This is a genomic window from Verrucosispora sp. SN26_14.1, from assembly GCF_004307965.1.
Taxonomy (GTDB): domain Bacteria; phylum Actinomycetota; class Actinomycetes; order Mycobacteriales; family Micromonosporaceae; genus Micromonospora.
On sequence record NZ_SISL01000089.1, the window covers coordinates 1 to 17,283 of the forward strand.

Here is a 17,283-nt window from a genome sequence, read left to right on the forward strand (position 1 = left end):
AGAGACAGCGGCGGGAAGGGCGTCGGGGCGGCGGCCTGGGCCGGACCGGCCGGCAGGAGCACGATCGGCACGAACGTGCCGAGACCCGAGACGGCGACCCGCCGCAGTCGTCGCACCCCTGGTTCCCCTCCGGCCGAGCCGTCCCGACCGGCAGTGGTCGCCGGTCGGCCGTGGCGCGGGGACGGGGACCCCGACCCGCCCCGCCGCACGGTGCCCAGAGCTTCCCAGCCGCGACGGGACATCGGTAGTCCCCGATCACCTCGGGGCCATCGACCCGGTCCGGTCCCCCGTCCGCCCTCCGGACAGGGGCGTCCCGGAGTCCCTTTCGAGGGGCACCGGGACGTCCCTCCTCCGACGGCGGGCGTACCGGGCCAACAGGTCACCGGGATCGTGCCGTCCACGCTGAACGGAGCGTTCCGTGTGCGCGTCGAGACGGTGACGTCAGCACCGGAAGGGAAGACACGTGGAGCCCGATCGACCCTCCGCCCGCCCCCGGCTGGGCACGTTCTCGCGTCGCGCGGTGGCAGGCGGTGTCGCCGGCCTGGCCGCGTTGTGCGCGGTGGCCGCCGCCGTCGGTTGGGGCGTGGCCTCGGACACGGACGCGCCGACCGGCCGTCCCGTCTCCGACGAGCACCTGACCACCATCCAGGCCGCCGCCCGGTCCTGTCCCGTCCTGACCCCGTCCCGGCTCGCCGGCCAGCTCATGGCCGAGTCGGGGATGCGCGCCACCGCCACCGGCACCGCCTCCGGCGGCGAGGGCATCGCGGGGCTGGACTCCGAGGCGTGGCGGTCCTGGGCGCCATGGCCGAACGCGCGGCGCTCGGACACCACGGCGAACGTGATGGCGCTGGCCCACCACATGTGCGACCTGAGCGGACACATCCGGGTGTCCCGGCTCGACGGGGACGCGTGGCGGTTGTCGCTGGCCGCGTACCACACCGGGCTCGACGACGTCCGGACCAACGGCGGCATCCCGCCGTCGGCGGTCGAGTACGTCGACCGGGTCAGCGGCTACTCGGCGTACTACGACAGGCTTCCCTCGTTCGGCCGCTCCGACGAGCCCGGGCCGGGCCCCGACCGGCAGCCGCCCAGGGCGGTCCCGGCCGACTACGTCCAGCATGTCGTCCGCGCCGGCACGATCTGCGCGGAGGTCCCGCCCGCCGCGGTCGCCGCCCAGGTGATGGCCCTGTCCGGGTTCGATCCGAACCTGCTCGGCGCGGACGGCCGGCGCGGTATCGCCCAGTTCCTGCCGGAGGTGTGGCAGGAGTACGGCCCGACCACCGCCTCGGTCTGGGAACCGCGCACGGCCATCCCGGCGCTGGGCGCCACGATGTGCGCGATGCGGACCGAACTCGCCGGCATCGAGGGTGACCCGTACCTGCTGGCGCTGGCCGCGTACCGTGGCGGGCCGACGGCGGTGCGGCAGACCGGGGGCGAGCTGGACCGCTCCACGCAGGCGTTCCTGCGTACGGTCCGCGAGCACACCGAGTACTACGAGCTGGACAGCCGGCTCGCGGTGAAGGTACGCACCACGAGCCCGGCCCCCTCGGCCTCCCCCACCCCGACCGGCAGCCCGTCCCCGGAGCCGTCCGACCCGCAGTCGCCGGACACCGACCCGGACAACCCGTCGCCGCGCCCCTCCGCCTCGCCGTCGCGAACCCGTGCCGAGACGCCGGTGGCGAAGCCGCCGGCGCGCCCGTCCGGGGCGAAGCAGCTCGTCGGCATGGAGACCGGGCTCTGCGTCACCGCCGGCACCAGCGACGGCGTACGCGCCACGCTGGAGCGGTGCCGGGAGACGCAGTCGCAGTGGTGGACCTTCCGGTCCGACGGCAGCGTCCGGGCCAACGGCCTCTGCCTCGACGTCGCCTGGGGCGAGGCGAAGGACGGCACCCCGGTGCAGGTCGCACTCTGTAGCGGCAACCCGGCGCAGAAGTGGGAGTGGATCGAGTCCAACGGCCGCCGCTCCCTGTTCAACCGGGACACCGACCGGTGCCTGGACGTCGAGGGACACTCGGCGGGCGCCCCGATGATGAGCTGGCTCTGCGTGTTCAACCCGAAGCAGACGTTCACGCTGAAGTAGCGGCCACCCACCGTGGAGCCCGGCGCCCCTCGGGGATGCCGGGCTCCACGTCGTCGCGGGGCTCTCCGGAAGGCCGACCCGCTCGGGTGGTCAGTCGGTCGGGGTGGGCGGTGGTGTCGCCCGGCGACGGGTGACCGCCCAGACGGCCTCCATCAGCAGGCCCGCGCCGACGGCGACGGCGGCCCCGGTCACCGGGGCCTGGACGCCGATCAGCCGGAGCTGGAAGAACTCCTGGAGGCCGGGCACCACCAGCACCGTGGTGAAGGCCAGACCCATGCACAGCACCAACAGGATCCGCCACCAGGTGTACGGCCGGGCGATGATGGACAGCGCCCAGAGCGCCACGACGAACAGCGTCAGCGTGGCGACCGACGTCTCCGCGGCGAGGTCGCCGCCGTAGTGGGCACGGGCGGCCGCGTACGCGCCGATGGTGGCGGTGGCGGCGAGAACGCCGCCGGGGACCGCGAACCGCAACACCCGGCTGACGAAGTCTGGCCGGGCGCGTTCCACGTTCGGTGCCAGCGCCAGCACGAACGCCGGGATGCCGATGGTGAGCGACCCGATCAGGGTCAGGTGCCGGGGCAGGAACGGGTACGGCACGGACGCGAGCACCACGATGATCGCGAGCAGCACCGAGTAGACCGTCTTGGTCAGGAAGAGGTTGGCGACCCGCTCGATGTTGCCGATCACCCGTCGGCCCTCGGCGACCACCGAGGGCAGCGCGGAGAAGTTGTTGTCGAGCAGCACGATCTGGGAGACGCCCCGGGCCGCCGCGCTGCCCGAACCCATCGAGATGCCGATGTCGGCGTCCTTGAGCGCGAGGACGTCGTTGACGCCGTCGCCGGTCATCGCCACGGTGTGCCCCTGGGACTGGAGGGCGGCCACCATGGCCCGCTTCTGCTGCGGGCCGACGCGGCCGAAGACCGAGTGGGTCTCCACGGTGCTCGCCAGCACCTTCGGGTCGGTGGAGAGGGTCCGCGCGTCCACCGGCTCGGCGGCGCCCGGCACGTCCACGCTGCGGGCCACCGCGCCGACCGAGACCGCGTTGTCACCGGAGATGACCTTCGCGGCGACGCCCTGGTCGGCGAAGTAGCGCAGGGTGTCCGACGCCTCCGGGCGGACCCGCTGCCGGAGCACGACGAGCGCGACCGGGACGGTGGCCTGCGGCACCGCCGCCGGGTCCGCCAGCGCCTCGGTGAGCGGGCGCGAGTATCGGGCGAGCAGCAGCACCCGCAGGCCCTGCCGACCGTAGGTGTCCGCCTCGGTCAAGGCCGGATGCTCGGTGAGCAGCATCTCCGGCGCACCGATCAGCCAGGTGCCGGTGCGGCCGGACGGCTCGGCGAGCGTCGCGCCACTCCACTTGCGCGCCGAGGAGAACGGCGCGGTCTCGCGTACGCGCCAGCCGGGCGGGGCGGGACACCGCTCGACGATCGCCCGCATGCTGGCGTTGGGCCGTTCATCGCCGATGCCGAGCGCGCCGAGCACCACCTCCACCGGCACGTCCGGCGTCAGCGACCGGATCTCCGCCACGTCCATCGTCGCCTCGGTGAGCGTGCCGGTCTTGTCCAGGCACACCACGTCGACCCGGGCCAGACCCTCGATGGCGGGCAGTTCCTGCACCAGGCACTGCCGTTTGCCGAGGCGGATCACGCCGACCGCGAAGGCGACCGAGGTCAGCAGCACCAGGCCCTCGGGCACCATCGGCACCAGCCCGGCCACCATCCGGCGTACCGCCTCGGGCAGGTCGTCCCGATTGACCAGCAACTGGCTGATGATCAGCGCGATGCCGGCGGGGACGATCGCCCAGGTGACGAAGCGCAGGATCCGGTCGATGCCGCTGCGCAGCTCGGAGTCGACCAGGGTGAAGCGTTTGGCCTCCTCGGCGATCTGTGCCGCGTACGCGTCCCGGCCGACCCGGGTGGCGCTGAAGACGCCGGTGCCGGCCACCACGAAGCTGCCGGAGAGCACGTTGTCGCCGACCGCCTTGACCACCGGGTCGGCCTCGCCGGTCAGCAGCGACTCGTCGACCTCCAGGCCGTCCACGGCGGCCAGCCGCCCGTCCACCACGATCTTGTCGCCGGGGCCCAGCTCGATCACGTCGTCGAGGACCAGCTCGGACGAGGTCAGGTCGACGGTCCGGCCGCCACGGCGTACCCGGGGACGGGCCTCGCCGACGATCGCCAGCCGGTCCAGGGTGCGCTTGGCGCGGACCTCCTGGATGATGCCGATCAGGGTGTTCGCGATGATCACGCCGCCGAAGAGGGCGTCCTGGATCGGGCCGACCACCACGATGATGGCGAACAGCACGCCGATGATGGCGTTGATCCGGGTGAACAGGTTGGCCCGGACGATCTGCCAGAGGCTGCGGCTGGTGCTCGGCGGCAGGTCGTTGACTCCTCCGGCGGCGACCCGCTCGGCCACCTCCCCGACCGACAGCCCGGTCCGGATCCGCTCTGCGGTGACCGGATCGGGACTCTGCGTGTCGACCGGATCCATCTCGTCCGTGGCCTGCCCTCGACCGGCGGCACCGGCGGATTCCACGTGGTTGCTCCCCCCGATGACGCGCGTGGACGTGCTCGTGACGAGCACCCCGCTGACGCTACCCGGCGGCCGTGAGCAGCCACCACGCATCAGCGACCACCGGCGACCCTGAGTTTTCCCGGGGTTGCCGGTGGTGAGAACGCGGTGACGGCCGGTCTCCCGGCGCGGAGGCGGGAACCCCCGCGCCGGGAGAACGGGGCGGTCAGCGGACGGTCACGTCCTGGACCTCGCCGATCAGCTCCTCGACGATGTCCTCCAGGAAGATCACGCCGGTGGAGCCGCCGTCGGAGTCGAGGACCCGGGCCACGTGGGCGCCGCTGCGGCGGATCGCGGTGAGGGCGTCCTCCAGCTCGCTGTCGCGCCGCACCGACGCGAGCCGGCGGACCCGCTTGGCCGGGACCGGGCTGGTCCAGGCGTCGCCGGTCAGGTCCATGACGTCCTTGATGTGCAGGTACCCGCTGGGTTCCCCGCCGGTGGTGAGCAGGTAGCGGGAGTAGCCGTGCGCGGCCACCGCCTGCTGGATCTCGGCGGGCGTCACCGGTGCCGGCAGCATCACCAGGTCCACCAACGGCACCTCCACGTCACCGACGGTCTTGCCGGTGAACTCGACGGCGGCGGTGAGGGCGCCGTTGCCGTCGACGAGCACTCCCTCGCGGGTCGACTGCGCCACGATGGTGGCCACCTCGTCGAGCGTGTACGTGCTGGTGGCCTCGTCCTTCGGGGTCACCCGGAACAGTCGCAGGACGCCGTTGGCGATCCCGTTCAGGGTCCAGATGATCGGGTTGAAGACCCGGGCGACCAGCACCAGCGGCGGGGCCAGGATCAGCGCGGCCCGGGTCGGCACCGAGAACGAGATGTTCTTCGGCACCATCTCACCGAACACCACGTGCAGGAAGGTGACCAGCACCAGCGCCACGACGAACGCGAGCACCGAGACCATGCCGGGCGACAGCGGGGTGTTCGCCAGCGGGATCTCCAGCAGGTGGTGGATCGCCGGCTCGGAGACGTTCAGGATGAGCAGCGAACACACGGTGATACCGAGCTGGCTGGTGGCGAGCATCAGGGTGGCGTGCTCCATGGCCCAGAGCGTGGTCTGCGCCGCCCGGCTGCCGGCCTGCGCCTTCGGCTCGATCTGGGAGCGCCGGGCGGAGATCACCGCGAACTCCGCGCCGACGAAGAACGCGTTGACCACCAGCAGGACGAACAGCCAGATGATGCCGGGCAGGTACGCACTCATCGGATCGCCCCTTCCTGACGGTCGTCGACCCGGCGGTCCGCGCCGGAGCCGCCGGTGGTCTCGGTGGGTACGAAGCGCAGCCGGTCGGCCTGCACACCGTTGAGGTGCTCGACCCGGAGCACCCCGCCCTCGATGGCCACCTCGTCGCCGACCGTGGGGAAGCGGCCGAGGTGGGCGGTGACGAACCCGGCGACGGTGTCGTACTCCTCGTCCTCGGGGACCACGATGCGGGCCCGCTCGAAGATCTCGTCCGGCCGCAGCGAGGCGTCGAAGTAGACCGACCTGCCCCGGCGCCGCATGACGACGCGGGCGCGGTCGTGCTCGTCCTCCAGGTCCCCGATGATCTCCTCGACCAGGTCCTCCAGGGTGACGATCCCGGCGGTGCCGCCGTGCTCGTCGTAGACGACCGCGAACTGCAGGCCACCGCCGCGCAGGGTCGGCAACAGCACGTCGAGGTGCATGGTCTCGGGGATCCGGGCCGGCTCGACCACGAGGTCCTGCGCTCGCACCCCGGCGCGTTCGGCCGGCGGGATCGCGAAGGCGTGCTTGACGTGCAGCACCCCGACGATGTCGTCGACGTCCCGGCCGATCACCGGAAACCGGGACAGCCCGGTGGCGGTGGCCCGCTCGATGATCTCGTCGGCGGTGGCGGAGGCGCCCACCGCCGTCATCCGGACTCGCGGCGTCATCACGTCGGACGCGTCGTGTCCGGAGAAGCGCAGCGTGCGGTCCAGCAGCGTGGCATGGTCCGGGTCGAGGACGCCGGCGCGGGCCGAGTGGCGCAGCAGCGAGCTGAGCTCCTCGGCGCTGCGAGCTCCGGACAGCTCCTCCTTCGGCTCGATGCCGAAGGCCCGGATCACCGCGTTGGCGGTGTTGTTGAAGAGCAGGATCACCGGCTTCAGCACGGTGGTGAAGAGCGCCTGGAACGGCACCACGAGCTTCGCCGTCTGCAACGGCACGGCGAGCGCGAAGTTCTTGGGAACCAGCTCACCGATCACCATCGAGAAGAGCGTCGCCAACAGGATGCCGACGACCGCGCCGACGGCGGTCACCGCCCCGTCCGGTACGCCGACCGCGCCCAGCGGGTCGGCCAGCAGCGAGCTGACGGCGGGCTCGAAGGTGTAACCGGTGAGCAGGGTGGTCAACGAGATGCCGAGCTGTGCGCTGGACAGGTGCGTCGACGTGATCTTGAGTGCGGCGATCGTCGGACCGAGCCGCTTCTCTCCCCGGGACTGACGCGCCTCGAGGTCACCCCGGTTCAGATTGACCAGCGCGAATTCGGACGCCACGAACATGCCAGTGCCCACAGTGAGCAACAGGCCTATTCCGAGCAGGATCCATTCAGACACGAGTCAGCCCCTGTCGCGGGTCGACGGCCGTACGGGCGACCGGGACGACGAGGGGCCTCGGACTATGATGCGGAAGATCATCCATGAGCAGCAGAGAGTAGTCGGTCGCGCTGAGAGCATGCTGAAAAGGGCCACCGGCGCGGCGACGAACCGGTCGTCGGGATGACGGGCTTTCCCGCCGCTCACGTGGGCGCCCGCCAAAAGGTTTTGTGGGGTTCCCACAACTCGGGTCGCCCAGGGTTCGGCGGTTACGACATGGCGCTGGCTGCCCATAGGCAGAACAGTGATCTGTGCGGGGGCCACCGTGCCCTGACGCGTGTCGCCGTAGGTCTACCGGAGGGGTCCGTCGGGTGTTCAGCCGTATCGCCATCGTCAACCGTGGTGAGGCCGCCATGCGGCTCATCCACGCGGTCCGGGAGCTGGCAGCGGAGACCGGATCCCGCATCGAGACCGTGGCCCTGTTCACCGACGTCGACCGCACCGCCACGTTCGTGCGTGAGGCGGACGTCGCGTACGACCTCGGGCCCGCCGCCGCGCGTCCGTACCTGAACCTCGCGACGCTGGAGCGGGCGCTGGTGGAGACCGGCGCGGACGCCGCGTGGGTCGGTTGGGGCTTCGTCGCCGAGGATCCGGCCTTCGCGGAGCTGTGCGAGAAGATCGGCGTCACCTTCGTCGGGCCCAGCCCGGACGCGATGCGGCAGCTCGGCGACAAGATCGGCGCGAAGCTGCTCGCCGAGCAGGTCGGTGTGCCGGTCGCGCCGTGGAGCCGGGGCGCGGTCGAGACGCTGGACGCCGCCCGCGCGGCGGCTGCCGAGATCGGCTACCCGCTGATGCTGAAGGCGACCGCGGGCGGCGGCGGACGCGGCATCCGGGTGATCACCGACGAGGCGGAGCTGGCCGACGCGTACGAGCGCACCAGCCAGGAGGCCGCGCGGGCCTTCGGCAGCGGTGTGGTGTTCCTGGAGCGCCTGGTCACCGGCGCCCGGCACGTCGAGGTCCAGGTGATCGCCGACGGTCAGGGCACCGCCTGGGCGCTCGGCGTCCGGGACTGCTCGGTGCAGCGCCGCAACCAGAAGGTCATCGAGGAGTCGGCGTCGCCGGTGCTCGACCCCGAGCAGACGGCCGAGTTGAAGACGTCGGCCGAGCGGCTGGCCGTGGCGGTCGGCTACCGGGGCGCGGCGACCGTCGAGTTCCTCTATCACCCGGGCGACCGGCTGTTCGCCTTCCTGGAGGTCAACACCCGGCTCCAGGTGGAGCACCCGATCACCGAGGCCACCACCGGCTTCGACCTGGTCAAGGCCCAGCTGCACGTGGCCTCGGGCGGACAGCTCACCGGGCGGCCGCCGGTCGAGCGCGGGCACGCCGTCGAGGCCCGGCTCAACGCCGAGGACCCGGACCGTGACTTCGCGCCCGCCCCCGGGCGGATCGCGCGGCTGGACCTGCCGGCCGGCCCGGGCATCCGGGTGGACACCGGCGTCAGCGAGGGCGACACCATCCCCGCCGACTTCGACTCGATGATCGCGAAGGTCATCGCCTACGGCCGGGACCGGGACGAGGCTCTGGGCCGGCTGCGCCGCGCGATGGCGGACACCACCGTGATCATCGAGGGCGGCGCGACCAACAAGAGCTTCGTGCTCGACCTGCTCGACCAGCCCGAGGTGATCGACGCGAGCGCGGACACCGGCTGGATCGACCGGGTCCGGGGCGCCGGTCGGCTGGTCGCGCACCGGCACTCCGGCGTCGCGCTGGCCGCCGCCGCCATCGGGGCGTACGAGGAGGAGGAGCGCGTCGAGCAGCAGCGGCTGCTGGCCACCGCCTCCGGTGGGCGTCCCCAGGTGCGGCACGCCAGCGGCACCCCGTCGGACCTCAAGCTGCGGGGCGTCACGTACCGGATGCGGGTGGCCCGCACCGGCGCGCACCGGTTCCGGGTCGGCATCGAGGCGGGCGGCACCGTGCACACCGCCGACGTCGAGCTGGACCGCTTCGACCGGCACACCGGGCAGATCGTCGTCAACGGCGCCCGGCACCGCCTGCTCACCGGCACCCACGGCCCGGTGCACCTGGTCGAGGTCGACGGGGTGGCGCACCGGGTCAGCCGGGACGAGGGCGGCGTGCTGCGCTCGCCGATGCCGGCACTCGTCGTCGCCACGCCGCTGACGGTCGGCGCCGAGGTCGAGGCGGGCGCGCCGGTGCTGGTGTTGGAAGCCATGAAGATGGAGACGGTGCTGCGGGCCCCGTTCCGGGCGCGGCTGAAGGAGTGCACCGTCTCGGTCGGCAGCCAGGTGGAGGCCGGCGCGGCCCTGCTGCGGCTGGAACCGCTCACCGACGGGGCGGCCGAGACGGTGGAGGCTCCGGTGACCTCCGTCGAGTTGGACCTGCCCTCCCGGCCCGCCGGGCTCCCGGCCCGCCAGCGTGTCCGGCGCGGTCACGAGGACCTGCGCGGCCTGCTGCTCGGCTTCGACGTCGACCCGCACGACGGCGGGCGGGTGCTCGACGAGTACCTGGTCGCGCGGCAGACCGCCACCGAGGAGGGGTACCGGCCGCTGGCCGAGGAACTCGACCTCGTCGACGTCTTCGCCGACCTGGCCGAGCTGAGCCGCAACCGGCCCACCGGTGAGGACGGCGAGGCCGCCCACGTGCACAGCGCCCGGGAGTACTTCCACACCTACCTGCAGAGCCTCGACGTCGAGCGGGCCGGCGTGCCGGACGCCTTCCAGGCCAAGCTGGCCCGGGCGCTCGGGCACTACGGTGTCGCCGAGCTGGACCGCGCCCCCGCGCTGGAGGGTGCCGTCTTCCGCATCTTCCTGGCCCAGCAGCGGGCCGCCGCCGACGCCACGGTCATCGCGACGCTGCTGCGTACCTGGCTGCGGGAGCCGCCGCCGGACGAGGCGCTGCGCGAACCGACCGGCCTCGCGCTGGAGCGGCTGCTGGCCGCGACGCAGGTCCGCTACCCGGTGATCGCCGACCTCGCCCGTGGGGTGGCCTTCGCCTGGTTCGCCCAGCCGCTGCTGCGTCGCAACCGGGCCCGGGTCTACGCCGAGGTCCGCCGCCACCTGCGGCACCTGGACACGGTGCCGGACGCGCCGGACCGCGCCGAGCGCGTCGCTGCCATGGTCCGCAGCACCGAGCCGCTGGTCCGGCTGCTCGGCCAGCGGTTGCAACGCGGCCACCTGGACAACACCGTGATGCTGGAGGTGCTGACCCGGCGGTACTACGGCAACAAGGGGCTGACCGGGGTCACCAGCCGCGAGGCGGCCGGCTGCCGTTTCGTGGTCGCCGGGCGCGCGGACTCCGAGCTGGTCTCGGCCGCCGTCGGCTTCGACGCGCTGGGCGACGCGCTGCGTGGGCTCGCCGAGCTGGCCGCCGACGGGCCCGCCGTCGACGCCGACATCTACCTCGCCTGGGAGAACCAGCCGGAGAGCTTCGACGAGATGGCGGCGGCCCTGCTGGCGGTCGTCACCGCGCACCCGCTGCCGCCGCAGGTCCGCCGGTTGACCGCCACGGTCGCCGGCAGCGGCGGGGCGGTGATGCACCACCACTTCACGTTCCGCCCGTCGAGCGACGGGATGGCCGAGGAGCGGCTGATCCGTGGCCTGCACCCGCACATCGCGCAGCGGATGCAGTTGGAGCGGCTGCACAAGTTCGACCTGACCCGGCTGCCGTCGGCGGACGAGGAGGTCTATCTCTTCCAGTGCGTGGCCCGGGAGAACCCGTCCGACGAGCGGCTGGTGGCGTTCGCGCAGATCCGCGACCTGACCGAGCTTCGGGAGCACGACGGCCGGCTGGTCGCCCTGCCCACCACCGAGGACACCGTGGCCGCCTGCCTCGACTCGATCCGGCGGGCGCAGTCCCGGCGGTCGTCGAAGAAGCGTTTCCACACCAACCGGATCGTCATCTACGTCTGGCCGCCGAGCAGCCTCACGCTGGAGGAGATGGAGAACCTCGCCGCCCGGATCCGCCCGACCACGGCCGGCGCCGGCCTGGAGGAGATCCTCTTCGTCGGTCGGCAGCGCAACCGCCGTACCGGCGAGCTGACCAAGATCGCGGTACGGATCTCCTTCGACGCCACCGGCGGAGCCGAGCTGTCCGTGGGCGAGCCGCCGGTGGAGCCGGTCGAGCCGCTCGACGACTACCGGCTGAAGGTGCTGGGCGCGAGCAGCCGCAACACGGTCTACCCGTACGAGCTGACCCGCCTGCTCGGCGACTTCGTCGAGCACGACCTGGACGACGCGCACGTGCTGGTGCCGGTCGACCGGCCGAAGGGACGCAACCGTGCGGCGATCGTGGCCGGTGTGGTCACCACCCCGACCTCCCGGCACCCGCAGGGCCTGACCCGGGTGGTGCTGCTCGGCGACCCGACCAAGTCGCTGGGCGCGCTCTCCGAGCCGGAGTGCCGCCGGGTGATCGCCGCGTTGGACCTGGCCGAGCGGATGCAGGTGCCGCTGGAGTGGTACGCGCTCTCCGCCGGTGCCCGGATCTCGATGAGCTCGGGCACCGAGAACATGGACTGGGTGGCCGCCGCACTCAAGCGGATCGTGGAGTTCACCCAGGACGGCGGCGAGATCAACATCGTGGTCGCGGGCATCAACGTGGGTGCCCAGCCGTACTGGAACGCCGAGGCGACGATGCTCATGCACACCAAGGGTGTGCTGGTGATGACGCCGGACTCGGCGATGGTTCTGACCGGCAAGCAGTCGCTGGACTTCTCCGGCGGGGTGTCCGCCGAGGACAACTTCGGCATCGGCGGCTACGACCGGGTGATGGGCCCGAACGGGCAGGCGCAGTACTGGGCGCCGGACCTGCCGGCCGCGCGGGACGTGCTGATGTCGCACTACGAGCACACGTACGTCGCGCCGGGCGAGCAGGGGCCGCGACCGGGCACCACCACCGACCCCGTCGACCGGGACGTCTCCGACTTCCCGCACGTGGTGGCCGGCAGCGACTTCACCACCGTCGGTGAGATCTTCTCCCCGGTGGCGAACCCGGACCGCAAGAAGCCCTTCGACATCCGTACGGTGATGCGGGCGCTGTCCGACCAGGACCACCCGGTGCTGGAGCGGTGGGCCGGCATGGCCGACGCGGAGACCGCGGTGGTGCAGGACGTCCACCTCGGCGGCGTACCGGTCTGCCTGCTCGGCATCGAGTCGCGTGCGGTGCCGCGCCGAGGCTTCCCGCCCACCGACGGCCCGGACACCTACACGGCGGGCACGCTGTTCCCCCGCTCCTCCAAGAAGGCCGCGCGGGCGATCAACGCGGCCAGCGGCAACCGGCCGCTGGTGGTGCTGGCCAACCTGTCGGGCTTCGACGGGTCGCCGGAGTCGATGCGCAAGCTGCAACTGGAGTACGGCGCCGAGATCGGCCGGGCCATCGTGAACTTCCGTGGCCCGATCGTCTTCTGCGTCATCTCGCGATACCACGGCGGGGCGTTCGTGGTGTTCTCCAAGGCGCTGAATCCCCGCATGACGGTGCTGGCGCTGGAGGGCTCGTACGCCTCGGTGCTCGGTGGCGCCCCGGCCGCCGCCGTGGTGTTCTCCCGCGACGTCGACGCCCGCACGGCGGCCGATCCCCGGGTCCGGGACCTGGAGGCCCGCGCGGCGTCCGCCTCCGGTGCCGACCGGGCCACGCTCACCGCCGAACTCGACGAACTCCGCTCGTCGGTACGCGCCGAGAAGCTCGGCGAGGTGGCCACGGAGTTCGACCGGGTGCACAACATCGCGCGGGCGGTCGAGGTGGGCTCGGTGGACGCGGTGATCCGCGCCGCCGAACTCCGCCCCCGCGTCATCGCGGCGATCGGGGCGACGGCGACCGAGTAGGACGGATCGCGACGGGGACGCCGGTGGCCGGATTCGGCTGCCGGCGTCCCCGTCGTCGGGCCACCCGCACGTAGGATCCGGCGGTGACCTCCGTACGCGACCGGCTCTCCGAGCCACAGCGGGACCTGCTGGACCGGTGGCTCCCCGACGCGGCGGTGCTCCGGGACCTGGGGTGGGACCTGCTGCCGACCACCGTGCTGGAGGTCGCCTCGGACGGGGCACGCTACATCGTGAAGGCCGGTGGCCCCGAGGACCAGCACATCGCCCGTGAGCTGCGCGCCCACCACCAGTGGCTGACGCCGTGGACCAGCCGGGACCGCGCGCCGGTGCTGGTGCACGGCGACGAGTCGGCCAAACTGCTGGTCACCCGCTACCTCCCCGGTGAGCTGGTGCTCGACAGCGCCCACGTCGACGATCCGGCCGCCTACCGGCAGGCGGGCGAGTTGCTGGCCCTGCTGCACGCCCAGACCTCCGTCACCGATGACGACTACGAGAGTCGGGAGAACACCCGGGCGCTGGCCTGGCTCGCCGGTCCACACCGGATCGCCCCGGCGACGGTGCGGCGGCTGCGCGCCGAGATCGCCGACTGGCCGACGCCGCCGGCCACGCTGGTGCCGACGCACGGGGACTGGCAGCCCCGCAACTGGCTGGTCCACCGGGGGCGGGTCAGCATCATCGACTTCGGCCGGGCCGCGCTGCGACCGGCGTACACCGACCTGGGGCGGCTGGCCGTGCAGGACTTCCGGCGGAACCCGGCGCTGGAACGGGCGTTCCTGGACGGATACGGCGCCGATCCGCGCGAGCCGGGGAGTTGGCACCGGACCCGGGTCCGCGACGCGATCGGCACGGCGGGGTGGGCGTACCGGGTGGGCGACGAACGCTTCGAGGAGCAGGGGCACCGGATGATCCGGGACGCGCTCGCGGCGACCGGGTAGCCCCCGCCGATGTCCCGCGCACCCGACGGTCCACCGGGCCGCCACCGCCTCTGGTACGCGCGTCCCGCCACCGACTGGCAGTCCCAGGCGTTGCCGATCGGCAACGGTCGGCTCGGTGCGATGCTCTTCGGCGGGCCGGAGCGGGACCGGATCCAGTTCAACGAGCAGAGCCTGTGGGGCGGGGCCAACGACTACGACAACGCGCTCGCCGGTCGACCCGACGACGACTTCGACCTGAGCGACACCGGCTTCGGGTGCTACCGGCCCTTCGGCGACCTGCTGCTCACCTTCGCCCTCGCGAGGGGCCCGGTCGCCGCCGACGGTGCGGGCCGGGTCACCGACTATCACCGGACCCTCGACCTGGAGACCGGCATCCACTCCACCGGTTTCGCCGTGGCCGGGCAGCGGGTCCGGCGGGAGGCGTTCGCCAGTCGGTCCGCCGACGTGCTGGTGCTGCGTTACCAGGCCGCACACCCCGGACCGCTGGACTGCGACATCGCCCTCACCAGTGCGCAGGGCGCGCCGGTGACCGTGGACGCCGCCGCGCGTACCGCCGCCTTCCGGGGCCGGTTGGGCAACGGCCTGCGGTACGCGGCCGGGTTGCGGCTGGCCGACACCGACGGGGTGGTCACCGCCGTGGGCGCGCGGCTGCGGGTACGGACGGCGACCTGGATGACGCTGCTGCTGGACGCGCGCACCGACTACCGGATGGACGCGTCGGCCGGGTGGCGCGGCAGCGCGCCGGAACCGGCCGTCGAGGCCGCTCTCGACGCGGCGGCGGACCGGCCCTACCCGACGCTGCGCGCGACGCACCTCGCCGACAGCACCGAGGTGGCGCGACGCGTCTCGGTCACCTGGGGCGACTCCGACGAGGACCTCCGCGCGCTCCCGACGGACGCCCGGTTGGCCCGTTACCGCACCGGCGGCGAGGACCCCGCGCTCGAACAGACCATGGTCGCCCTCGGCCGCTACCTGCTGTACAGCTCCTCCCGACCTGGTGGGCTCCCCGCCAACCTCCAGGGACTCTGGAACGACAGCGACCGGCCGCCGTGGGCCTGCGACTACCACACGAACATCAACGTGCAGATGGCCTACTGGGCGGCCGAGACGACCGACCTCGGCGACAGTCATCGCGCGCTGGTCGAGTTCGTCCGCCAGGTGGCGGTGCCGAGCCGCGTCGCGACCCGGCACGCCTTCGGCGCCGACACGCGGGGCTGGACGGCCCGCACCAGCCAGAGCATCTTCGGCGGCAACGCCTGGGAGTGGAACACCGTCGCCAGCGCCTGGTACGCGCAGCACCTCTACGAGCACTGGGCCTTCTCCCGGGACCGTGCCTACCTGCGGGACGTCGCCCACCCGATGATCAGGGAGATCTGTGAGTTCTGGCAGGACCGGCTGATCGAGCGGGACGGCGTTCTCGTCGCGCCGGACGGCTGGTCGCCGGAGCACGGCCCGCGCGAGCACGGCGTGACGTACGACCAGCAGATCGTCGCCGACCTCTTCGGCAACTACCTGGACTGCGCCGAGGCGCTCGACGTCGACGCCGGGTACCGGGCCGTCGTCGCCGACCTGCGGACCCGGCTCGCGCCGCACCGGATCGGGCGGTGGGGCCAGCTCCAGGAGTGGCGGACCGACCGGGACGACCCGGACGACGTGCACCGGCACACCTCGCACCTGTTCGCGGTCTTCCCCGGCCGCCAGATCACCCCCACGGCGACACCGGATCTCGCGGCGGCGGCCCTGGTCTCGCTCACCGCCCGCTGCGGCGAGCGCGACGGCATACCGTTCGACGAGTCCGCCGTGCGGGGGGACAGCCGCCGCTCCTGGACGTGGCCGTGGCGGGCCGCCGTCTTCGCCCGACTCGGCGAGGCGCAGCGGGCCCGGCACATGATCCGTGGCCTGCTGCGCTACAACACGTTGGAGAACCTGCTCTGCGACCATCCGCCGATGCAGATGGACGGCAACGTCGGCGTCACCGCCGCCGTCGTCGAGATGCTCCTGCAGAGTCACCAGGGTCTCGTCCACCTGCTGCCGGCGCTGCCCCGCGAGTGGGCCGACGGGGAGTTCCGGGGCCTGCGCGCCCGAGGCGGCTACCGGGTCGACTGCACGTGGCGGGAGGGTCGGGTCGTCGACTTCGCGGTGGTGGCCGACCGGGCACCGCACCGCGATCCGGTCCGGGTCCGGGTCGACGGCGCGGACGTCTGGGTCACGCCGACGGCTCCCGGGGCCGGTCCTCGGCCGGGATCAGCCCCTCGCTGACCAGCTCCGCCCAGAGCGCGTCGGGCACCGGGGCGGCGAAGCGGGCCGCGTTGTCGGCGACCTGCGTGGCGGTGTTCATCCCGACGACCACCGACGCGACGGTCGGGTGGCGGGCCACGTACGCCATCGCCACCTGCGGCAGAGTCGTGCCGTGCCGTCGGCACACCTGCGCGATGCGGACGGCCCGCTCGCGCAACGGCGGCGGCACCGGGCCGTAGTCGTAGGTGTCACCCGGCTCGACGGTGGCCAGCACGCCGCTGTTGAAGACGCCGGCGGCCAGCACCGACACGCCGCGTTCCCGGCACCGGGGCAGCAGCCGTTCGGCCGCCGTCTGGTCCAGCAACGTGTAGCGGCCGGCGAGCATGACGGTGTCCACGTCGGTCTCGGCGACGAACCGCTCCAGCATCCGCGCCTGGTTCATGCCGACCCCGATCGCGCCCACCACCCCCTGGTCGCGCAGCTCGTGCAGGGCCGGATACGCCTCCCCGACGGCCTGGCGCCAGTGCGCGTCCGGATCGTGCAGCAGCACCACGTCCACCCGGTCCAGTCCGAGCCGGTCCAGGCTGGCCGTCAGCGACCGGAGCACCCCGTCGGCGCTGAAGTCCCAGCGGCGCACGTGGTCGGCGGGCACGTCGAACCCGCCGTCGTCGCGCAGGTGCGCGCTGGTGGGCGAGGGCACCAGCAGCCGACCGACCTTCGTGGAGATGGTGAACTCGTCCCGGGGACGCCCGGCCAGCGCCGCGCCCAGCCGACGCTCGGAGAGTCCGAGACCGTAGTGCGGCGCGGTGTCGAAGTAGCGGACGCCCATCTGCCACGCGGTGTCCACGGCGCACTGTGCCGTCTCGTCGTCGACCGCGTGGTACAGGTTGCCGATCCCGGCCGCGCCGAATCCGAGGGCGCTCACCGGGACCGCCGTGCGCCCCAGTCGGGTGTGTCGCATCGCCGTCTCCTCACGGGGCGTCGCCGTCGGCGACAGGTGGTCAGTTCTCGGCGGGGGCGCGCAGCCGCAGGGAGTGCATCCCGCCGTCCACGGCGAGCACGGTCCCGGTGCTGTCGCTTCTACACATCT

General features: G+C 72.9%; 8 protein-coding genes. 4 read left to right on the plus strand and 4 right to left on the minus strand.

Annotation, left to right across the window (positions count from 1 at the left end):
* The first annotated feature begins 463 nt into the window (after positions 1 to 463).
* Positions 464 to 2,080 (plus strand): ricin-type beta-trefoil lectin domain protein, encoded by a 1,617-nt coding sequence (locus EYA84_RS11285; RefSeq protein ID WP_131052988.1) that lies wholly within the window; start codon positions 464 to 466, stop codon positions 2,078 to 2,080.
* A 90-nt stretch (positions 2,081 to 2,170) separates the two neighbouring features.
* Here EYA84_RS11285 and EYA84_RS11290 read toward each other — a convergent pair whose 3' ends face one another.
* The 3 genes from EYA84_RS11290 to EYA84_RS11300 all read right to left on the minus strand — a co-directional run bounded on the left by EYA84_RS11290 (position 2,171) and on the right by EYA84_RS11300 (position 7,207).
* Positions 2,171 to 4,621, minus strand: coding sequence for a cation-translocating P-type ATPase (locus EYA84_RS11290; RefSeq protein ID WP_236145709.1), 2,451 nt, complete (start codon positions 4,619 to 4,621; stop codon positions 2,171 to 2,173).
* Positions 4,622 to 4,823: 202 nt separating this feature from the next.
* On the minus strand, positions 4,824 to 5,858 hold the full coding sequence (locus EYA84_RS11295; RefSeq protein ID WP_131052989.1) for a hemolysin family protein: 1,035 nt from the start codon (positions 5,856 to 5,858) through the stop codon (positions 4,824 to 4,826).
* Positions 5,855 to 7,207, minus strand: coding sequence for a hemolysin family protein (locus EYA84_RS11300; protein ID WP_131052990.1), 1,353 nt, complete (start codon positions 7,205 to 7,207; stop codon positions 5,855 to 5,857). Before EYA84_RS11300 ends, EYA84_RS11295 begins: the two co-directional genes overlap by 4 nt.
* 350 nt (positions 7,208 to 7,557) lie before the next feature.
* On the opposite strand from EYA84_RS11300, the gene EYA84_RS11305 reads away from it, so the two are divergent.
* The 3 genes from EYA84_RS11305 to EYA84_RS11315 all read left to right on the plus strand — a co-directional run bounded on the left by EYA84_RS11305 (position 7,558) and on the right by EYA84_RS11315 (position 16,214).
* Positions 7,558 to 13,020, plus strand: coding sequence for a carboxyl transferase domain-containing protein (locus EYA84_RS11305; RefSeq protein ID WP_131052991.1), 5,463 nt, complete (start codon positions 7,558 to 7,560; stop codon positions 13,018 to 13,020).
* A gap of 83 nt (positions 13,021 to 13,103) precedes the next feature.
* A complete protein-coding gene (locus EYA84_RS11310) occupies positions 13,104 to 13,955 on the plus strand; it encodes a phosphotransferase (protein ID WP_201272366.1) in 852 nt (283 codons plus the stop codon).
* Between the two features lie 9 nt (positions 13,956 to 13,964).
* Positions 13,965 to 16,214, plus strand: coding sequence for a glycoside hydrolase N-terminal domain-containing protein (locus tag EYA84_RS11315; protein WP_131052992.1), 2,250 nt, complete (start codon positions 13,965 to 13,967; stop codon positions 16,212 to 16,214).
* Here EYA84_RS11315 and EYA84_RS11320 read toward each other — a convergent pair.
* Positions 16,162 to 17,154: an aldo/keto reductase gene (locus EYA84_RS11320; protein ID WP_131052993.1), complete on the minus strand. Its 993-nt coding sequence runs from the start codon at positions 17,152 to 17,154 to the stop codon at positions 16,162 to 16,164. The two genes, EYA84_RS11315 and EYA84_RS11320, sit on opposite strands and share 53 nt — an antisense overlap.
* Between the last annotated feature and the right edge of the window lie 129 nt (positions 17,155 to 17,283).

Coding starts and splice junctions, on each gene's coding strand:
- EYA84_RS11315 (WP_131052992.1), top strand. CDS start 13,965: ATGTCCCGCGCACCCGACGGTCCACCGGGCCGCCACCGCCTCTGGTAC.
- EYA84_RS11320 (WP_131052993.1), bottom strand. CDS start 17,154: ATGCGACACACCCGACTGGGGCGCACGGCGGTCCCGGTGAGCGCCCTC.
- EYA84_RS11295 (WP_131052989.1), bottom strand. CDS start 5,858: ATGAGTGCGTACCTGCCCGGCATCATCTGGCTGTTCGTCCTGCTGGTG.